This is a genomic window from Clostridium tunisiense TJ, from assembly GCF_000300195.1.
GTDB classification, from domain to species: Bacteria; Bacillota; Clostridia; order Clostridiales; family Clostridiaceae; genus Clostridium_J; species Clostridium_J tunisiense.
Window position 1 is genome coordinate 167985 of the sequence record NZ_AMQH01000009.1, and the last position, 16553, is coordinate 184537.

The window sequence follows — 16553 nt, forward strand, 5'->3', positions numbered from 1 at the left end:
TTAAACTTAGATTTTTTATTTGAGCAAATTATAGTCATATAATCAGTTTTTCTTCTCTAAACACTTTTCTGGATTAAGAATTATTTCTTCCCATTCTCCCTTAGAATTTTTCTTATACTGTCCAACTTCTACATCTGTGCCATTAGTTAAGGTAAAGAACTTTATAAGATATTCATTTCCGTCTGTTCCCTTGAAAGGAACCTTTTTTACATAACCTTCTTGCTCCATTGGCTGCCTTTCCTTAACCAAAGAGCACCAATTTCCATATTTGATATCCACTACTGCTTCAGCATCATAAGACCACCCATGATAAGGTGCACAAAGATAATTTTCTCCTCGAAAGTCTACATCAGAAATTTTATAATCCTTACCTTCCTTTGTTAAGTAAACAAATCCGTAATAATAGGCAAATTGCCCCATACCTTTATCAGTGCCTTCAATAGTTTCAATTTCAATAAAATAAGGGATACTATCGGGATGATCTTCTCTTTTAGGTACTTCTCTTACCTTTAACAGACTTATGTGAAATATATTTTTAAAGGATTCTAAGTATTGTTTATAGCTAAGCTTCTTTCTATAATCCGTGGTTAAAAAGTTGTAAGCTATTGGATAAGGAGCCGTTGCGGTACCTAAAGTTCCACAGCCTGTAGATTTTCCCTCCTCAAAACTTCCAGCCCCTTCTTTTAGAATGCTAAAGTAATTTATAACTGTATCCTCAGGTGTTTTTAATAGCTCACTTGGTATTTTAATCTTGTCTGGACTTTTTCCATAAAACTCATCAAAAAACTTAAAGTCTTTTACTCTATCATTAATTGCAGGTAGCTTTGAAGGTCGGAAAAACTTTTCCAGATCCATTGAAGGTTCCTTATTCTCTAGCTTCTCATCCTCCCTATGTATAACCTGATTTTGGAATGCTCCTCCCATTACCATTTTGACAGAACTCTTCCTATGGTTGTACACAGTAAATCCTAAAATTACTACTAATACTAATGCCTCAAAGCCAACTACAATTTTAAAGGCCTTGTTTTCCCAAAATGCTTTTAAATTCATTCAATTACCTACTTTCTAATATTTCTTATTGCCTTAAGGTGAGTATTAAATATTAAACCTTAACTCCTCATATTAGAGTATATTTTTAAAAAGGTAGATAAATTCGTGTTTACTTGTATTTTAAAAGTTGCTCCTTACTTTTTATGTACACTCCCCTATTAGGTTGTTTTATTTAAGCTAAGTCCGTTTAATAAATCATTACATAAATTAATCCTACCAATATTAAATCTAATCCCCTTACTAAACACTTCAATTAGTGCTAAAATATTCTTAATATGCTGTAGACTAATTATCCTGTAGAAAACTCTACTTATTAAAGATTTGATTTAAAATTTAGTTTTAGGGTAAAAATTTCTTAATGGATAAGGTTACGAGAAGCAGACTTACTTCAATGAACTTGTTCATTGTAAATAAACTATAAAGGAGAGTAATTTATGGGTTTCTTAGACAAATTAGAAAGAAAATATGGAAGATATACAATAAGAGATTTGATGAAATATATTGTAATTTTAAACTTTGCAGTATACCTAATTGCCAATATAGTGTATCCTGAGGGGCACTTAAGAAGCTGGTTAATTCTTAGTCCTAGACATGTAATGAGTGGCCAAGTTTGGAGACTTTTTACCTTTGTTTTAATACCTCCAGCTACCTCAACTCTCTGGATATTGTTTACCCTTTATTTTTACTATATGATTGGCTCTTCTCTTGAAGAAGAATGGGGTAGCTTTAAGTTTAATATTTATTATCTTACTGGAATAGTTGGAACTATACTTGCAGCCTTTATAACTGGTGGAGTTACTACTGCAGTGTACTTAAATATGTCCTTATTCTTGGCCTTTGCTTATTTTTACCCTAACTATCAAGTAATGGTTTTTTTCATTATTCCTATGAAGATAAAATACTTGGCTTTAGTTGATGTACTTCTTTTATTATCTTCATTCTTTAGTGGAAATCTTACTGATAAGGTAGTAATTATAGCAGCCCTTGGAAACTTCTTTTTATTCTTTGGAAAAGATATATTTTCAAGAGTTAAAACCAGAAAAAAGGTTACTACTAATAGGCGTAACTTTAAAAATAACAGCCCAAAAGTTATATACATCTACAGATGTACTATATGTGGTGCTACGGAAAAATCTCATCCAAATATGGAGTTTAGGTACTGCTCTAAATGCGAAGGGCATCATGCTTATTGTACAGATCACTTATTTAATCATGAACATATTAAAGAAGAATAGTAAAACAGCAGGGACAGTTAAGTTCCTGCTGTTTTTAATCCATAATCTAATCACTATTCAATTGGTACCTTAAACTCATTAAGCACCTTTAATTCTGGATCATTCTTATTAACAAGTTTAATAGTTACAAACTTTGATCCCTCACTTACAGCTGAATACTTTCCTAATTTTACATATTCTTTTTCATTTTTACTTATCGCTTGCGCATAAGTTGGCTGAAGCTTATTCCCCTTATCATCATAAGCTGTTACAATTACCCCAGAAGGATAACTATTAGGAATTGTCACTTCTATATCAGTTGTAGTAGGTGTTACAGTCATTTTGTTGAATTTTACTTCACCATCAACTAGCTCCTTCTTTACCTCTTTAGCCTCTGAAGTATTTTTAGTTACCTCTAGCTTAAACTTCCAAGGACCTGGTACTTTTTTGTCTGTATATCCCGGATTCTCTATTATGTCCCCAATCTCTATTTCTAGATTGAACTTATCTGGCACTTTTAATCCCCTTGCAGTTAATGGAGCTAAATCAATTTCATCCATTCCAACAAAGTTAAATTCATCAATAAATTTTCCTTCAATTCCTCCAGTGTTCGCTTCTGTAAATTGTTCATCACAAAAATCTACTCGCATTTTTTTATTTTGAGTTACAACTGCTAGCATATTTGCATGAGAAAAAGGTTCATCCATTGTAATTGCATAGGATATAAATATATTAGCTCCATCACAAGCTACTTCAGTTATTTTCATAGTAATACCATTATTCTTTATCTCTTGATTTACTGCCTGTGCATACTTATACTGTCCACCTTTAAGCATAAACTGTTTTTCACTTATACTATCATCACTTTTCAGTTGCTCGAAAACTTTATTGGACAATATAACCTTTTCCGCTAGTACGGGAGTGGCAGCTCCCATAAGCACCACTAAAGCTAAAGATACTGCCATTACTAAATTTCTATTTTTCTTTGACCTCTTTTTCATGTACTCCTCGCCTCTTGAAATAGCTCTGTTGGTTACTTCCTCAATATTATCTGGTAATTTTATGTCCTCAAATTCACTCATTAACTCTCTCCCCCTTCAAGCTTAGTTTGTAATTGAGCTTTAGCTCTGTGCAAATAAGACTTTACTGTATTTTCTGGACACTCCATAACTAATGCTATCTCCTTTAAGGATAAGTTTTGAAAATACTTTAATATAATAGCTGTCTTATACTGGGAAGATAAAGAGTCTATTGCACTATATAAGTCAATTTTTTCTTCCAGAGAAACTTGCCCATAATTCTCATCTATGATATTTTCTTGAATAACATCAACTGCTGAATACTTATCTCTTACCTTTAACCTATCATTAGCATTATTAATTAGTATGCGTGTCAGCCAGGTTTTAAAAAACTCTGGTTTTTTTAACTTATGAAGGTTTATATAAGCCTTATAAACAGTTTCTTGGTAGACTTCTAATGCCTCTTCCTGATTTTTCATGTAAAGAAAAGCTGTTTTATAAAGGTATTCTTTATTCATATCTACTAAAGTAGAAAAGGCTTCTTTACATCCACTTATAGCCTCTTCTACTAAAGCCACTTGGTCACTTTTATCCCTATCTTTAAAGCTAGCTTTTATAATCTTTTTCAAGGAGTAAGTAAAAATACTTTCCACCACTCCACCTCCTATATCAAATTCAATCTAGATTGTTTATACATAGATTAGACTTTCATAAGTATCCAAAAGTTGCATGAAGAATAACCTTTTTCATAAACTTACCATTTTATAAACAATCGGAGCAAATGCTTACCTTATACATTGCTACTTCCTTGTTTTCCTTAAGGCTTTTGGAGATGAATAAATTACCTTTACTTAAGAAGATTTATCTGTATGGAACAAATGTTACAACTTAATTTATACATGAATTCTCCTCTAGTTACCTTACGGTGTCTTAAAAATAAATGAAATTCATCATGAATAAAATTTTACCTTGGAAGCATCTATACACTTTATATTTAGAATTAGGTAAATAATCATATTTAAACATCCTCATGAGAAATTCCTCTTATCTACTTAGTAATAAAAATATATAACTATAAAAAAAGACCCTATTGGAAACTCAATGCGGTCTTTAATATTATCTCACAAAAACTCCCAGAAAAAATAGGTAGAAATTAAGTTTACTAAAACTTACAATTTTAGAGAATACTAAAGTTATATTCTAGGAAGTTTTCCCTTTTAAATTTGAATTTCACATATAAAAATAAGATTACTAAAATAAGGAGTACTTATGGAAACGAAAAAGCATTCAATACAAGATTATATAATTAATGTGTTAAATTATATGGCTCAAGGACTTTTTGGCTCTCTTATTATTGGATTAATTCTAAAACAAATTGGAGAAAAGGCTGGCATACCAATGCTAGTTGAGTTTGGTAAAATAGCTCAGCTAATGATGGGGCCTGCTATTGGAGCTGCTGTAGCTTATGGTGTTAAGGCTCCTGTACTAACTATTTTTTCCTCTATCATTACAGGAACTCTTGGAGCTCAAACCCTAATTGCAGGAACTAACGGTGCTTATGGGGTTAGAGTGGGTGAACCTGTTGGTGCTCTAGTTGCAGCATTAATTGGAGCAGAACTTGGAAGGCTTGTTCATGGAAAAACAAAACTAAACATAATAGTTGTTCCAGCTACTACTATTATTGCTGGAGGAATTACAGCTGCCTTTGTAAGTCCATTTATGTCTTCAGTAATGACTACTTTAGGCTCAATGATTAACTATGCCACAGAGCTTCAGCCTATTCCTATGGGAATTTTAGTTTCTACCATTATGGGAATGGTTCTAACCTTGCCAATTAGTAGTGCAGCTCTAGCAATTTCCTTAAAGTTAGATGGCCTTGCCGCCGGTGCAGCAACCATCGGCTGTTGTGCTCAAATGGTGGGCTTTGCAGTTTGTAGCTACAGAGAAAACCGCTTTGGTGGATTAATTGCTCAGGGCCTTGGAACTTCCATGCTTCAAGTACCCAATATCATCAGAAGCCCTATGATATGGATTCCACCAACTCTTGCAAGTGCCATCTTAGGCCCCATTGGCTCTGCCATATTCAAAATGAAAAACACTCCTGTAGGTGCAGGAATGGGAACAAGTGGACTTGTTGGGCAATTTGCTACAATTGAGGCCATGGGAACAAGTTCTCTTTTATTAATATTAATTCTTCATATTATAGCTCCAGCACTTCTCAGCCTTTTAATCTCAGAGTTTATGCGTAAACAAGGCTGGATTAAATATGGAGATATGAAACTAGATTTATAAAAAAAGTGCCATCCACAACTATAAGTGAATGGCACTTTCTTTTAGACCTTTAAAAAAGAATCTTAATTTTGCATTATATCCATATAAGTATTATAGATTTTTAAGAGTTCTTGTTTATATAAACCTTTAATGCGCGTATGGTCCAGTAAGAAACTGAAATAAAAGAAATAAGTGCTACTATGCCTAATATAGGTAATAGTATTGCCGATATAATTGCAAATCCCCCAAAAGCAAAATCCATAATTTTCCCCCTTATATATTCTTTCTAAAATTTAAACATATATATTTCTCTTTTATACCTTATCTATGTCTAATTAAGAATTAATTAAAATATCAACTATTTCCCCTAGTAAAATTGTACCATTACATATAAATCTTTGTAAGTATTTTACATAAAATATTTGTTTCTATTTAGTTTGTATTGATTTATATAATCATATTGGTAAAATTTATATTAAGATACTTTGGTGGTAAAAAATTATGGTTACTGTGCTTTTAATAGGTTTTTAGGACTAAACCAAATGGATAAATGAATATTCAGCTAACATAATTTCTGAAAATAATACCTATGTAAGATTAATTTGGATTAAATCAGTGAATCAATATAACTTATTGTGGAGGTTGTAAATGAAGAGGAAACATGTTCTTTACGGAGTCTTTATAACTTTAATAATTGTAAAGCTTGTGCTTTTAAAAATATACCACGAATATGGACTTAGTTTGATAACCAATTATTTGACAACTATAGTTACTTTAATCATAGTTATCATTGGACTTATAGTTGCAAAAAAAGAAAACCTTTATTTCTTTATTCATATTCTTATTTTTCTATATTTGGGTTTAAATCTATGGAATATATATTCTAGTTTAGCAAGCACTCAAATGGTATTCTATTCTCCCAATGAAAAAAATGCATTAATTATTGAAGAACAATCATCATTACGCCATGGAAGTAGCTGGATTTATGAGCAAAAATACTATATTTTCAAAAAAGAGCTACCCTGTTCTCCATTAAATGGGTATAAAATATTTTCTGGTGAGAGATATAAAATGTCCTGGGTAAGTGAAGATGAAGTAATGATACGCTATCAACCCAATGATTCATCTAAGAATATTACTATAAAATTTAATCAATAAAAAATTAATACTATAAAACATATAATGTCATGGATGTATTAAATCTCTCTAAGAGTAACTAGACTATATCCATGACATTTCTTAATTTAGAATAAAATATTTGTTATTTCTATGAGCTTTCACCCCTACTCAATCGAATCTAATTTGAAGACTGTGAAAGATTAATGCTCTTTCTTTCAGAAATCTTTTTAAGTAAACAAAGGACTCCAAAACCTAATAGTGAGCCTAAAGTATTTAGAATTAAGTCATCTACATCTGTACTTCCCAAGTAAAATACTAATTGTATTACCTCTATAAAAAGACTTATTGCGAAAGAAGTTAGAAAAATATTTTTTAGCCTATAAAACCTTTTAAATAATAATGGCAATAAAAAACCAAGGGGGCTAAAGGCAAAAATATTTCCTAGTATATTTTCAGTAGCAATACGAATAGTTGGCTCTCCTTTAAGATATGGAATAATTGTCTTAAAAGGCACAAAGTTTATTGCCTCAATACCTTCCCATAAGGACCTATCAGCACTATATTGTGCTACAATAAGCGCATTTCCATCTTTAAAAATAATTACGTTCACAAGAACTAATAGATATAAAACAAATAAAAACCAAAGTAATAATTTAGTCCTTTTTTTCATCTGCTTATTTTCCAATGTTTTCTCCCCCAATACCTTTTAACCTTTAAAACAGAAGTATATCAATATAGCTATAACTTTCCTCTAACTATAAAGTCACCTTTTCTCTTTAAAAACTACAATTATATTTAATATAAAGATAATAAAACTTACAATAGATATACCTAAAAGCCAGTTAAACCAGCTATTATGACCTAAGGCATTATTGTCCGCTAAAACTCCTTGAAACAAAAGCCCTGCAGCCATTGCTGCCCCACAAAGCACATCAATTAACAGATCAATATTTTGAACAAATCTCCCCTTAGATTTATTCTCTGATAACTTCCTAATATGTAGTGCTTTATAAAAATTAGCCACTACAATTATAAATAGCACTATATATGCTATAAACACAAAATGAAAGTATGACATAACATCATTTAAAGGCTCAATTACCATATTAACCCCTCCCAATATTTATGATTAAGTAAACTTAAATTGACCATAGGCACTTTGCTCAGGGGAGCTAAAGTTCTAGATAGAAACTTCCATCTAGTATTGTTAAACAGCTCTCCTGATAAAATGTTCTTGTCAACTATTTGTAAGTGCTTTTAAAAGGCTTCTGATCTGCATAGTAAGGTGATATATTCCCATCTATTTTCACGAGTTCCTTACCATCTGCTGAAAGTCCCAGGATGTCAAAGTCTGAGCCTTGAAATCTATTCATGTATACTAGCCATATTCTCTTTCCTTCAGCCTCAATGATTTTTGCTTGCCTCTCAATATTTCTTCCCGCTTCCATTACTTTCACTTGATTAACTTCTGAGTTGCCAATTACGCCAAAATATATGGGTAAAGACGTTTTCTCTATGCTTGGAAAATACGTATTAGTTATGCCAAGCTTCTTAGCTGCTAAACTTATATCTCCTTGAACACCATCATAAACAACTTTATACCTACCTAAACTTTTTCTAACAAAGGCTGTTGAAAGGCTATCTTCTCCTAGGGTTTCGTAGAACACTATACTTCCCCTATTGGTTTTTTCCTCATGTATTATACTTATAGGCTTAGAACTAGACAACTTTATTGCTTCCTCAGCACTTTTAACGCCAGCGCTAAAATTAATTACTAAAAACAATAAAACAACTGATAATCCTAAAATACCTAGCTTTATCTTCTTATTCATTAAACTTTACCTACCCATATTATTTAACTTATTAGTTACGCTATATAGTTTTATCCTATCTACTAAATGCTCCTTCCCTTATTAAACTCATCTTATAACTGAGAATTAATTATTCCCTCAAAACAATATACCTGCTTATATCCTTAAGGTATACTGCTTACTGTTTCCTTGCTTTAATTACACAAAATTCAACTTCAGTGTCTTCTATAGGGAATCCATCAATTCCTGCACCTTTTATGATTTCACTTTCAGGTGTTGGCTTTATATTTGCTAAAAAGGAATTACAAATTTCAACATGCCATCCAGAATTTCTAAAGGTTTCTATTGCATTTTCCCTTGTTACGTAAGCAGTGTTACCACATTCTCTAAATAAATCCATATGTTTTTTATCCTCTTTGTCTATAAAAAACATTACAGACATAAATTTATCTTTAGTAATCCTATTTAGTTCCTTTACTACTTCTCCTGGTTGATCAATGTTCTGAAGTCCCATATTGCTAGTCATATTTACAATGGAGTTATCTCTAAAAGGAGTTTTCCTTGCGTCAAAAGCAATCAAGCTCAATCTTTGGTATAATCCCTTAGCTTTATAATACTCTTTATTTCTCATGAGTATTGTAGGGCTAAAATCTGTGACAACAACGCAATTTTTTGTCTCAGTAAGGATCTTTTCAACAAGGTAGCCTTTACCTGTTGCAATATCAATTATTGGTTCATCTCCTTGAATATTTTTAATCACAAAATCCATTTGACTGTCCCAACCGTTAATATAGTCCTCAGTGTATATCTTTTTAAAAGCATTTTTAAACATTTTAGAGCTTGTAGCAAAATCTCTTCTCATTTCAAAATAGGTAGCCTTGTACCAATAATCAGCTCCATTCAGCTCTTCTTCTGGTGTATTCATTAACTTGTCATAAATCTCTGTATTCTCATTGAAAAACTTTTCTAGAGCACTTTCCCCCTGATCCCAAAGGTCATTTCTCGATAATTCACTAGTTAAGAATACTGCTATTTCATCTTTTACCTCATACTCTGAGTTACACCCTAAGCAACAGGCTTTCCCATTAATTATTCTCTCTTCATTCTCCTCTTGTATATGCCATTCTAATTCCTTATGACAACTTGGACATACAAGCATCTTTATATACTGTTTATGCATTTTTATTCCCCCAATAAATTTAATTTCAGTTTCACTCACAATTGTACTTTAAATTACTTCTTATTTTTTCTATCTATATTAGCATCAAGTGCCACTCCTATAATAAGCCCTAAAGATACACCTATAGCTATATTATGAAATATAACTCCAAAGGCAGCGCCAAATGCTATGCCGAGAGCAAGATAAGTACCCTTTATATCAGACTGATCCTCATCTTCAGTAGTACTTTTATTATCATTATCTTTATCTAAACTCATCAAAGTCCTCCTTTTGTATCATGTTACTTATATAAATGCTTATGACAGCATAAATCCCATAAATAAAATGAAAATTATGAGGCCAGATAACCCTAAAGTAATTATTATAGTTGAAAATCCTCTTAATAGCTTCTTCCAATTAGTGGCCTCAGATAGCCCAATAAACCCCAGCACACAATTAACTATAGCTATACCCAATACTATAGTTAATGGGTGCATATTTAACCAAGTGGTTGTAAAATCAATTATTGACTGTGATGATATTGCTATAAAAAATAGTGCTATACACACAAAAGAAAATATAAATGACCATAAGTTAATTTTTATCTTCATAGTTCTCTCCTTTTCTTCCCTAGTAAATGTTTTTCACATGATAACTTATCATAGGTAAATTTCCTAAGAAACTTCTATATTTTAACCCTTACTTTATTACGTTTATTTATCACATAGCTATAACTCACAAATTATCCAAAACTCTCTATTTTAAAAATCATTATTAACTAAAAATTATGCTTGTTTTCTATTTCCCTGTTTATCAAATTCTTTCTTTAAAGCCATCTCTGTAGGAAATATAGAACCAACCAAAAATACAAGTTGCATACCACAAACTATGGCACCGAAAGTCCCTATAATATCTATTTCCTTTCCAATTACAAAGCACATAGATATGATAGAAACAATTAGCATAACAGTTCCTAACACTAACCACAGCCTTCCACAATAACGGTGAGCAAACTCCCAAGTTTCCTTGTTTTTCATAGACATAGAAGTTCTATATCCAAAAACTCCATTAACATCTTTAGGTCCACCTTTAGTAAAATACTTACCAAAGCCAATCATTGTAAAGGAAATTAATAAATTCATCACCATCATAAAAATCCAAAACCATACCACAACATCACCCCTTTTACCTAATCTATATAATAACCCTTTAAATTTAATTTATTATATTGCTATACCTTGAAAAACAAAGCTTAGACTAATCTTTTCTATAGTCATAAACTTCATTTTTAACTTTAAGTTCTACTCCATTTATCTGTATGATGTCCTCATTGAGCCATTCCATATCAGCTTTTTCACAGTGATACTGCCAATAGATGTTCTTCGACTTACCACTTTTATTATTCTTTAATGTACCTAAAACTGAATACCCTGTAGTAGCCCCTCCATTATTTAAAGATGCAGTTACAGTATATGTTCCATTTGGTGAGGTTGATTCAGTAAGATACTCCTGACCATGAATTCTTTGAATATCATAAAATGCCCAGTTAATGAAATAAGCTACCCCACCAATCATTGCTGCGACAACGATGAATATTGTAGCGAGACGTTTCTTTGTTTTTTCTTTCATGATTTCCCCCTTAATACATAACTATCAACTTATAAGAAACCATCTTTAGTATATAACCTACGACTGTTGAACCTCAGGTTTCATCTTTTTAAATCTTCTATAGATATAGGCTAATACATCATACAATATCATTCCACATACAAAGCCTAGCGCTTTTGCAGTGTTCATATCTAATGCCTTAATAAGGACTCCTAAAAGAATATAAAAGAAGAAGAGAAAAATATATTTAAATAGGTACTCTCTAATAAAATTCTTCATGTCTATAGCTCCCTTCATTGTAATTTTAATATGCCTTCTAGCTGAGCTTACTTGTTAAAAAAATTACCTATTAACCAATGTGACTTGTTTCCATTCCCTTAAACTCCCCCCTTTTCTATTAAATACTTAATACCTTATTAAAATAATCTTACCTATCCTTCTACCTATCTAATATAGGGTATACACTTATCATCTTTTTTAGCTAAAACTATGTCATCTCTGCCTTGAAACTTATAAATTTCAGTGCTAATGCTTAGCACTGTTGCATTCCAGTTTTTAAAATTTCTTTTTACCTTAGTTTTATTTATTCTTCCTAAGGCACTTCTTTCTTTAATAGATATGTCCTTTACCCACTGAACATCCTCTGCATTTTTGTACACTGTGTTATCCATAATAAAAAAGTCTGCATTTGGATCATCCTTCAAAATCTCTTCTGGAGTAGCATTATTTTTTGTTGACCTAAAACATCCTGTAATCAAAGAGGTTAAAAGTAGAAACAATACAATACCCCTAAGTTTTTTCAAGGCTATTCCTCCCTTATTCAATTGTAATATTAAAAGTTATATCAAAGGATTCCTCTCTTTAATTAAGGCTTTTGAAAGAGTTTCTTTTGCTTCATATAATCAATAGCCTTAGTTTTATTCTTTTGCTCAGAAACATATTCTGCTTCATGCTTTACTCTATAATAGTAATTAAACCTTTCTTCCGAGAGAACTCCTTCACAAATCGCCTTCTTAATTGCACAATCAGCTTCAGTTGTATGACTGCAGTTTGAAAACTTGCATCCTCTGGCTATTTCTAATATGTCTTGAAATTCGTTATCTAAATTTTTTACTGAATTTATTATTTCATTAACCCCTTTTTTAACCCCCATTTTACAACTCCCTTTACTTAAGGCATTTTCAAAAAATAAATAAATCAGTATGTTTGTCTATTTTGAGTTATACTGCGTCAACAGAACCCTTAGATAGCACCACTATCTACGGAACCTGCTTCCTTGTCAGCACAAGTTTGCTTGTGAACTAAAAATATCCTTCACATCTTTGACTTGTTATTTGTTTTCAAATGCCTAGCTTCACAACTTTTTCTATTTCCGCCTTAACTCATATTTATTTACATACTACATGAAAATGTTAAGCTTCAAAATTTATAAATTCTCTTGCTTCTTACCATTGAAATCTTTAATAAGTTCCTCTCTAAATTCAGCTAGTATATCTCTCATAGCTATCCTAACTGCTAGTAAAATAATCATAAATAAGCAAAATCCATAAAATAATATGAATACTATATCTTCCACTTACTATTCCCCCATTTAAATTTGTAACCACTTGCTTCTATATATGAATAAAATGTTGTTTTTCTACTCTTTTTTTCTAAAGCCAAGCACAAAAAATCCTAACCCAATAATTACAAAGGCCCAAATAAAAATATTAGTTCCAGGTATAGGAATTTCCATCATCTTCTGACCTGTCCATAAATACCAATGAATATATGAGGTTAACCTTTCAATAGAGTATATAAATCCACTAGAAATTAAAAATATTGTTCCAATAATAATATAAAATCTTTTATTCATAATTCATCTCCCTAAATTGGCAAGCTGTTATACCCACATTATTAGATGAAAACTTACTTACTGTCACTTTCCTCTAACTTCTTCAAAATAATATCAACTTTTTTATCTATCTCTCTATTTCTCTCTATAAATCTTTTAAAACTCTTTGCTACCTTGTACAAAACTACTCCAATTGCGGTCAAAAGAACTACATTAATGATAGTTACAAGGATTACAGTATAATTTACTTCCATTTCTCTCCCCCACCCTTAATTATTAGTAAAACTATTAGAAAGACTTATTGTTTCTTTCTCTCGTAAGAAACCTTAGTTAAATTCATCTTAAAACTAATGGGCCAATTCATTTTTGTTAAGTCTTCTTTTTTTACTGAAATAGTAAAGTCTTCGCCTTTTCCAAATTCACTATATAGACTGGCATTGCCCATGCTTTTCCCGTCTTTGTCATAAACTTGGGGTGAATTTTCATGATTATAGAACATTGTATGGTCATTTTCTTTTATTTCCTTGGTAATAGTAACCAGTTCACCTTTGTTTTTTTCAACCTTATCTTCCTTAGTAAAATAAAATCTTAAAAAGCTGTTGTCATCACCTTTTATGGTATCTAAATATATAGTTGTATTTTCATCCTTATACACTTCTTTATTTACTTTAATTTCATCCTTAAAGTAAGTATTAAGTTTTTCTCTGTCTGGCATATAGTTTTCATCTACTTTCAACCAAGCCTCTATTGGCTCAGTTTTGTAGTTATAATACATATCTGTGAAGGTTAATATATATAGCATACGACTTTCTTTCTCTTTTTTATCTGCCCTATAGCCTTCGATTCCTTTGGTTATTAAAAATACAATGGCTAATCCAACGGCACAAATTTTAAATACATCAAGAAGACTTTTGGGTTCTTTATTTTTCAATTCTCTCCCTCCATATTTGAATTGTTTATTTTATTCTTATAAAGTCTGCCATTGCCCTTTAAGGCTCTAATCCTCTAGTAAAAGATGTTTTTCATACCAATCCCTACCTGAATCCCAACCATTTTTATTATCCTCAGACCATATCTTTATTGGATTTTCCTCTCCTAGAACTTCATTGCATATCCATGCTGTAACCCACTCACTGTTCCCATCTAATTTCCCACTTTTAAATTGTTCTACAAAGTAACTCACAACTGGTTTTCCTAATTCTACAATTTCATTGAACTCTTGTTTATGTGTTTTAATTTGATCATAGGGATTTGAAGATTTGGTAAGTGGTCCTGATACTATTATGTTTAGGTTTTTTTCAACTTTTTTAACTTCCTCTGCAGTTAAATTACTATTGTTTTTATTGTTTGCAAAGACCTTTATTCCAATAAAACTTATTGTTACAATACAAACCGTTATAATTAAAATTAAACCTGTATTATGTTTGAATAATTTCTTTTCCATATAAGTTCGCCCCTTCCCCTCATCACCTATTAAACCAAAATCTACTAGATGTTATTCTTATTTATACTTATATTTCTGTAAATCAAATCCTCCCTTTTTTCAAAGCCAATTGATTCCCAGAACTTATTTCCTACATCATTGTTACTAAACACCACAAGTGCAGCTTTATTTATCCCTTCCTTTTTTAAAGCTTCTAGAGCAGCACTCACCAATGCTTCCCCTAGGCCCTTTCTACGATAGTCTGGGTTAACTGCAGTATGATAAATGTATCCCCTTCTTCCATCGTGACCACATAAGATTACTCCTACAAGGTTATTATCTGCCTCTACCACAAAGTTTGTGGTAGGATTTCTTTTTAGAAATTTTTCTATGCCTTCATAGGAATCATCCAAGCTACGCATCCCCATGCCCTTTGTATTTGTCCATAAATCATATACCTTTTCATAATCTTCAATTGCTAATAATCTTATTTTCATGTTTATCCCCCCCCAAAAACCTTTCTTACTGCTCTGAATTACTTAAATAAAATCTTGTTCATTTCCTCCGTAATATCTACATCCTGGCTATTATAGATTTTTAAATTCCCCACCCCTATAAAGGTTCTTTCTGTTTCCATTGGAACTTTACAGTATGTTATAAAATACTCCTGCTGTGGTATATTAATTTTATATTCATTGTTGTCTAATAAAACTCTTACGTAAGCAATTTTACTGTTGCAATTCTCACCTTTTAAGATTAAGTACTTGCCATCACTAGTAGTTCTTACCTCATCGTAGAAGTATTTGTCAGTGAGCTCAGCTTTCTCAATCTTATACTTATTGTTAATACCCTTTATTAACTCTACATTTGCTAACTTATTATTATATGAGAATAGAACAAATTTTTTATTGTGAAGGTCTAGTTCCTGCTTTGTTTCTACTTTGTCTGTAATTACTATAGGTCTATTAATAAATTTTACTATATTCTCTTCCAACTGCTTCTTATCATCGGTTATTGTGTAAGGTCTTGAATATAAACTAAATCCTCCGTAAATCAAAACTAGTATAATTAATATATAATAGATTTTTTTCTTCATGTTTTCTCTCTCCTTTATCTCATTTCACTCACTTCTATGATTTATACCTGTCTTAACTTATAATATTTCTCCAGCATATAATTAAATATCATCATATGAAGTACAGCTAAAATCATTGCAATTAAGCTCCATACCTGAAGATATAAGGTTAAGAAAATTAGTAGAAAAAAGGAATATCCTCTTATCTTCATCATTAAGTTAAACTTCTTCTCATCAACTATTTCATATTTATCTTTAGGTAATTCACAATAGGTATCTTTAATGGGGATTTGATTTTTATCTGCAATTGTAGTTACCAAAACAATTATTGCTACTAAGGGAATCCCTATGCCTGGCATAAATACAAATAATATACCAATTATTAGTCTCATGATTTCCTCTAAATTCATACTGAGCACCTCTCTAACTAAGTATTTTTTTACATGTACAAAAATTATTAGAACAAAAGTATGTATTCGTGCCACCTTTTTAGCTGCCTGTAATATCTTTAGTTTTTTACATATAATCTGAAATTCTCTAACCTCAAGGCTCCTCAAGAACTTTTCAAAGTTAAAGAAGTAAAATATCCTATAAAAAAAGCCGCTGAATTTCTTATGACTATTCAGCGACTTAATGCAAGCTTCTTATAATATTTTATTAATGAATATATGTAAATATCTTATGATTAAATTATGTATTTTAAGAACCATTTTTTTTATTAAAAACTCCAGTTAAATATATGATTACAATTTAATTATATCATGATATAAATGTAAAATATAGTATTTTATTTTTATTAGAATTCACTAAATTTATTGCAGAAATGCATCAACTATATAAGGTTACTTTCTTAATGTAAAAGCCACAACATATAGTTTTGCACACTCCTTCTTTTATCTGTAGCACTATTTCTTCTGACTTTTCAAATCAGTACAATACTCCTTGGGGCATGTAAATCATGAAGTATAGC

General features: G+C 31.1%; 26 protein-coding genes. 3 read left to right on the forward strand and 23 right to left on the reverse strand.

The window, feature by feature from the left end:
• Nucleotides 1–42: 42 nt before the first annotated feature.
• The gene (locus C661_RS21535) at nucleotides 43–1050 is read right to left on the reverse strand and encodes a hypothetical protein (RefSeq protein WP_017414932.1); all 1008 of its coding nucleotides are present in this window, start codon (nucleotides 1048–1050) and stop codon (nucleotides 43–45) included.
• Nucleotides 1051–1484: 434 nt separating this feature from the next.
• Between C661_RS21535 and C661_RS0108725 the strand changes: the two genes are divergently transcribed.
• A complete protein-coding gene (locus C661_RS0108725) occupies nucleotides 1485–2285 on the forward strand; it encodes a rhomboid family intramembrane serine protease (protein ID WP_017414933.1) in 801 nt (266 codons plus the stop codon).
• 53 nt (nucleotides 2286–2338) lie between these two features.
• On the opposite strand, the gene C661_RS0108730 is transcribed toward C661_RS0108725, so the two are convergent.
• Together C661_RS0108730 and C661_RS0108735 are read right to left on the reverse strand one after the other, a co-directional pair.
• Complete coding sequence (locus tag C661_RS0108730) at nucleotides 2339–3346, reverse strand: DUF4179 domain-containing protein (protein WP_017414934.1); 1008 nt, start codon at nucleotides 3344–3346, stop codon at nucleotides 2339–2341.
• Nucleotides 3346–3936, reverse strand: coding sequence for a sigma-70 family RNA polymerase sigma factor (locus tag C661_RS0108735; protein WP_017414935.1), 591 nt, complete (start codon nucleotides 3934–3936; stop codon nucleotides 3346–3348). Before C661_RS0108735 ends, C661_RS0108730 begins: the two co-directional genes overlap by 1 nt.
• A gap of 616 nt (nucleotides 3937–4552) precedes the next feature.
• On the opposite strand from C661_RS0108735, the gene C661_RS0108740 reads away from it, so the two are divergent.
• Complete coding sequence (locus C661_RS0108740; RefSeq protein WP_017414936.1) at nucleotides 4553–5575, forward strand: PTS sugar transporter subunit IIC; 1023 nt, start codon at nucleotides 4553–4555, stop codon at nucleotides 5573–5575.
• Between the two features lie 100 nt (nucleotides 5576–5675).
• Here the strand turns inward: C661_RS0108740 and C661_RS23605 are convergent, their stop codons facing one another.
• On the reverse strand, nucleotides 5676–5816 hold the full coding sequence (locus C661_RS23605) for a hypothetical protein (RefSeq protein WP_017414937.1): 141 nt from the start codon (nucleotides 5814–5816) through the stop codon (nucleotides 5676–5678).
• A gap of 386 nt (nucleotides 5817–6202) precedes the next feature.
• Between C661_RS23605 and C661_RS0108750 the strand changes: the two genes are divergently transcribed.
• Complete coding sequence (locus C661_RS0108750) at nucleotides 6203–6712, forward strand: hypothetical protein (protein ID WP_017414938.1); 510 nt, start codon at nucleotides 6203–6205, stop codon at nucleotides 6710–6712.
• A gap of 139 nt (nucleotides 6713–6851) precedes the next feature.
• Here the strand turns inward: C661_RS0108750 and C661_RS0108755 are convergent, their stop codons facing one another.
• The 19 genes from C661_RS0108755 to C661_RS0108845 form a co-directional block, all read right to left on the reverse strand.
• The gene (locus C661_RS0108755; RefSeq protein WP_017414939.1) at nucleotides 6852–7358 is read right to left on the reverse strand and encodes a VanZ family protein; all 507 of its coding nucleotides are present in this window, start codon (nucleotides 7356–7358) and stop codon (nucleotides 6852–6854) included.
• A gap of 78 nt (nucleotides 7359–7436) precedes the next feature.
• Nucleotides 7437–7778 (reverse strand): hypothetical protein, encoded by a 342-nt coding sequence (locus C661_RS0108760; protein ID WP_017414940.1) that lies wholly within the window; start codon nucleotides 7776–7778, stop codon nucleotides 7437–7439.
• 136 nt (nucleotides 7779–7914) lie between these two features.
• Nucleotides 7915–8505 (reverse strand): hypothetical protein, encoded by a 591-nt coding sequence (locus C661_RS0108765; RefSeq protein WP_017414941.1) that lies wholly within the window; start codon nucleotides 8503–8505, stop codon nucleotides 7915–7917.
• Between the two features lie 157 nt (nucleotides 8506–8662).
• Nucleotides 8663–9664: a methyltransferase domain-containing protein gene (locus tag C661_RS21540; protein WP_017414942.1), complete on the reverse strand. Its 1002-nt coding sequence runs from the start codon at nucleotides 9662–9664 to the stop codon at nucleotides 8663–8665.
• Between the two features lie 53 nt (nucleotides 9665–9717).
• Complete coding sequence (locus C661_RS21545; RefSeq protein ID WP_017414943.1) at nucleotides 9718–9921, reverse strand: glycine zipper domain-containing protein; 204 nt, start codon at nucleotides 9919–9921, stop codon at nucleotides 9718–9720.
• A 39-nt stretch (nucleotides 9922–9960) separates the two neighbouring features.
• Nucleotides 9961–10254: a hypothetical protein gene (locus tag C661_RS0108780; protein ID WP_017414944.1), complete on the reverse strand. Its 294-nt coding sequence runs from the start codon at nucleotides 10252–10254 to the stop codon at nucleotides 9961–9963.
• A gap of 174 nt (nucleotides 10255–10428) precedes the next feature.
• On the reverse strand, nucleotides 10429–10785 hold the full coding sequence (locus C661_RS0108785; RefSeq protein WP_242825989.1) for an SdpI family protein: 357 nt from the start codon (nucleotides 10783–10785) through the stop codon (nucleotides 10429–10431).
• Between the two features lie 115 nt (nucleotides 10786–10900).
• Nucleotides 10901–11272, reverse strand: coding sequence for a DUF5412 domain-containing protein (locus C661_RS0108790; RefSeq protein ID WP_017414946.1), 372 nt, complete (start codon nucleotides 11270–11272; stop codon nucleotides 10901–10903).
• Nucleotides 11273–11329: 57 nt separating this feature from the next.
• Entirely contained in the window at nucleotides 11330–11530 is a 201-nt protein-coding gene (locus C661_RS0108795; protein ID WP_017414947.1) for a hypothetical protein, read from the reverse strand.
• A 164-nt stretch (nucleotides 11531–11694) separates the two neighbouring features.
• Nucleotides 11695–12054 (reverse strand): hypothetical protein, encoded by a 360-nt coding sequence (locus C661_RS0108800; RefSeq protein ID WP_017414948.1) that lies wholly within the window; start codon nucleotides 12052–12054, stop codon nucleotides 11695–11697.
• 62 nt (nucleotides 12055–12116) lie between these two features.
• Nucleotides 12117–12404, reverse strand: a complete 288-nt coding sequence (locus C661_RS0108805) for a hypothetical protein (RefSeq protein ID WP_017414949.1) — start codon at nucleotides 12402–12404, stop codon at nucleotides 12117–12119.
• A 273-nt stretch (nucleotides 12405–12677) separates the two neighbouring features.
• Entirely contained in the window at nucleotides 12678–12827 is a 150-nt protein-coding gene (locus tag C661_RS23940) for a hypothetical protein (protein ID WP_017414950.1), read from the reverse strand.
• A 63-nt stretch (nucleotides 12828–12890) separates the two neighbouring features.
• Entirely contained in the window at nucleotides 12891–13106 is a 216-nt protein-coding gene (locus C661_RS0108815) for a hypothetical protein (protein ID WP_017414951.1), read from the reverse strand.
• 53 nt (nucleotides 13107–13159) lie between these two features.
• Nucleotides 13160–13339 (reverse strand): hypothetical protein, encoded by a 180-nt coding sequence (locus C661_RS0108820; protein WP_017414952.1) that lies wholly within the window; start codon nucleotides 13337–13339, stop codon nucleotides 13160–13162.
• A 44-nt stretch (nucleotides 13340–13383) separates the two neighbouring features.
• A complete protein-coding gene (locus C661_RS0108825) occupies nucleotides 13384–14016 on the reverse strand; it encodes a hypothetical protein (RefSeq protein WP_017414953.1) in 633 nt (210 codons plus the stop codon).
• A gap of 66 nt (nucleotides 14017–14082) precedes the next feature.
• Complete coding sequence (locus tag C661_RS0108830) at nucleotides 14083–14529, reverse strand: hypothetical protein (RefSeq protein ID WP_017414954.1); 447 nt, start codon at nucleotides 14527–14529, stop codon at nucleotides 14083–14085.
• Nucleotides 14530–14573: 44 nt separating this feature from the next.
• Nucleotides 14574–15005, reverse strand: a complete 432-nt coding sequence (locus tag C661_RS0108835) for a GNAT family N-acetyltransferase (protein WP_017414955.1) — start codon at nucleotides 15003–15005, stop codon at nucleotides 14574–14576.
• Between the two features lie 38 nt (nucleotides 15006–15043).
• Complete coding sequence (locus C661_RS0108840) at nucleotides 15044–15604, reverse strand: hypothetical protein (protein WP_017414956.1); 561 nt, start codon at nucleotides 15602–15604, stop codon at nucleotides 15044–15046.
• Nucleotides 15605–15645: 41 nt separating this feature from the next.
• Entirely contained in the window at nucleotides 15646–15993 is a 348-nt protein-coding gene (locus C661_RS0108845; protein WP_017414957.1) for a hypothetical protein, read from the reverse strand.
• Nucleotides 15994–16553 lie beyond the last annotated feature (560 nt).

Coding starts and splice junctions, on each gene's coding strand:
- C661_RS21535 (WP_017414932.1), bottom strand. CDS start 1,050: ATGAATTTAAAAGCATTTTGGGAAAACAAGGCCTTTAAAATTGTAGTT.
- C661_RS0108725 (WP_017414933.1), top strand. CDS start 1,485: ATGGGTTTCTTAGACAAATTAGAAAGAAAATATGGAAGATATACAATA.
- C661_RS0108730 (WP_017414934.1), bottom strand. CDS start 3,346: ATGAGTGAATTTGAGGACATAAAATTACCAGATAATATTGAGGAAGTA.
- C661_RS0108740 (WP_017414936.1), top strand. CDS start 4,553: ATGGAAACGAAAAAGCATTCAATACAAGATTATATAATTAATGTGTTA.
- C661_RS23605 (WP_017414937.1), bottom strand. CDS start 5,816: ATGGATTTTGCTTTTGGGGGATTTGCAATTATATCGGCAATACTATTA.
- C661_RS0108750 (WP_017414938.1), top strand. CDS start 6,203: ATGAAGAGGAAACATGTTCTTTACGGAGTCTTTATAACTTTAATAATT.
- C661_RS0108760 (WP_017414940.1), bottom strand. CDS start 7,778: ATGGTAATTGAGCCTTTAAATGATGTTATGTCATACTTTCATTTTGTG.
- C661_RS0108765 (WP_017414941.1), bottom strand. CDS start 8,505: ATGAATAAGAAGATAAAGCTAGGTATTTTAGGATTATCAGTTGTTTTA.
- C661_RS21540 (WP_017414942.1), bottom strand. CDS start 9,664: ATGCATAAACAGTATATAAAGATGCTTGTATGTCCAAGTTGTCATAAG.
- C661_RS21545 (WP_017414943.1), bottom strand. CDS start 9,921: ATGAGTTTAGATAAAGATAATGATAATAAAAGTACTACTGAAGATGAG.
- C661_RS0108780 (WP_017414944.1), bottom strand. CDS start 10,254: ATGAAGATAAAAATTAACTTATGGTCATTTATATTTTCTTTTGTGTGT.
- C661_RS0108785 (WP_242825989.1), bottom strand. CDS start 10,785: ATGAATTTATTAATTTCCTTTACAATGATTGGCTTTGGTAAGTATTTT.
- C661_RS0108790 (WP_017414946.1), bottom strand. CDS start 11,272: ATGAAAGAAAAAACAAAGAAACGTCTCGCTACAATATTCATCGTTGTC.
- C661_RS0108795 (WP_017414947.1), bottom strand. CDS start 11,530: ATGAAGAATTTTATTAGAGAGTACCTATTTAAATATATTTTTCTCTTC.
- C661_RS0108805 (WP_017414949.1), bottom strand. CDS start 12,404: ATGGGGGTTAAAAAAGGGGTTAATGAAATAATAAATTCAGTAAAAAAT.
- C661_RS0108815 (WP_017414951.1), bottom strand. CDS start 13,106: ATGAATAAAAGATTTTATATTATTATTGGAACAATATTTTTAATTTCT.
- C661_RS0108820 (WP_017414952.1), bottom strand. CDS start 13,339: ATGGAAGTAAATTATACTGTAATCCTTGTAACTATCATTAATGTAGTT.
- C661_RS0108830 (WP_017414954.1), bottom strand. CDS start 14,529: ATGGAAAAGAAATTATTCAAACATAATACAGGTTTAATTTTAATTATA.
- C661_RS0108835 (WP_017414955.1), bottom strand. CDS start 15,005: ATGAAAATAAGATTATTAGCAATTGAAGATTATGAAAAGGTATATGAT.
- C661_RS0108840 (WP_017414956.1), bottom strand. CDS start 15,604: ATGAAGAAAAAAATCTATTATATATTAATTATACTAGTTTTGATTTAC.
- C661_RS0108845 (WP_017414957.1), bottom strand. CDS start 15,993: ATGAATTTAGAGGAAATCATGAGACTAATAATTGGTATATTATTTGTA.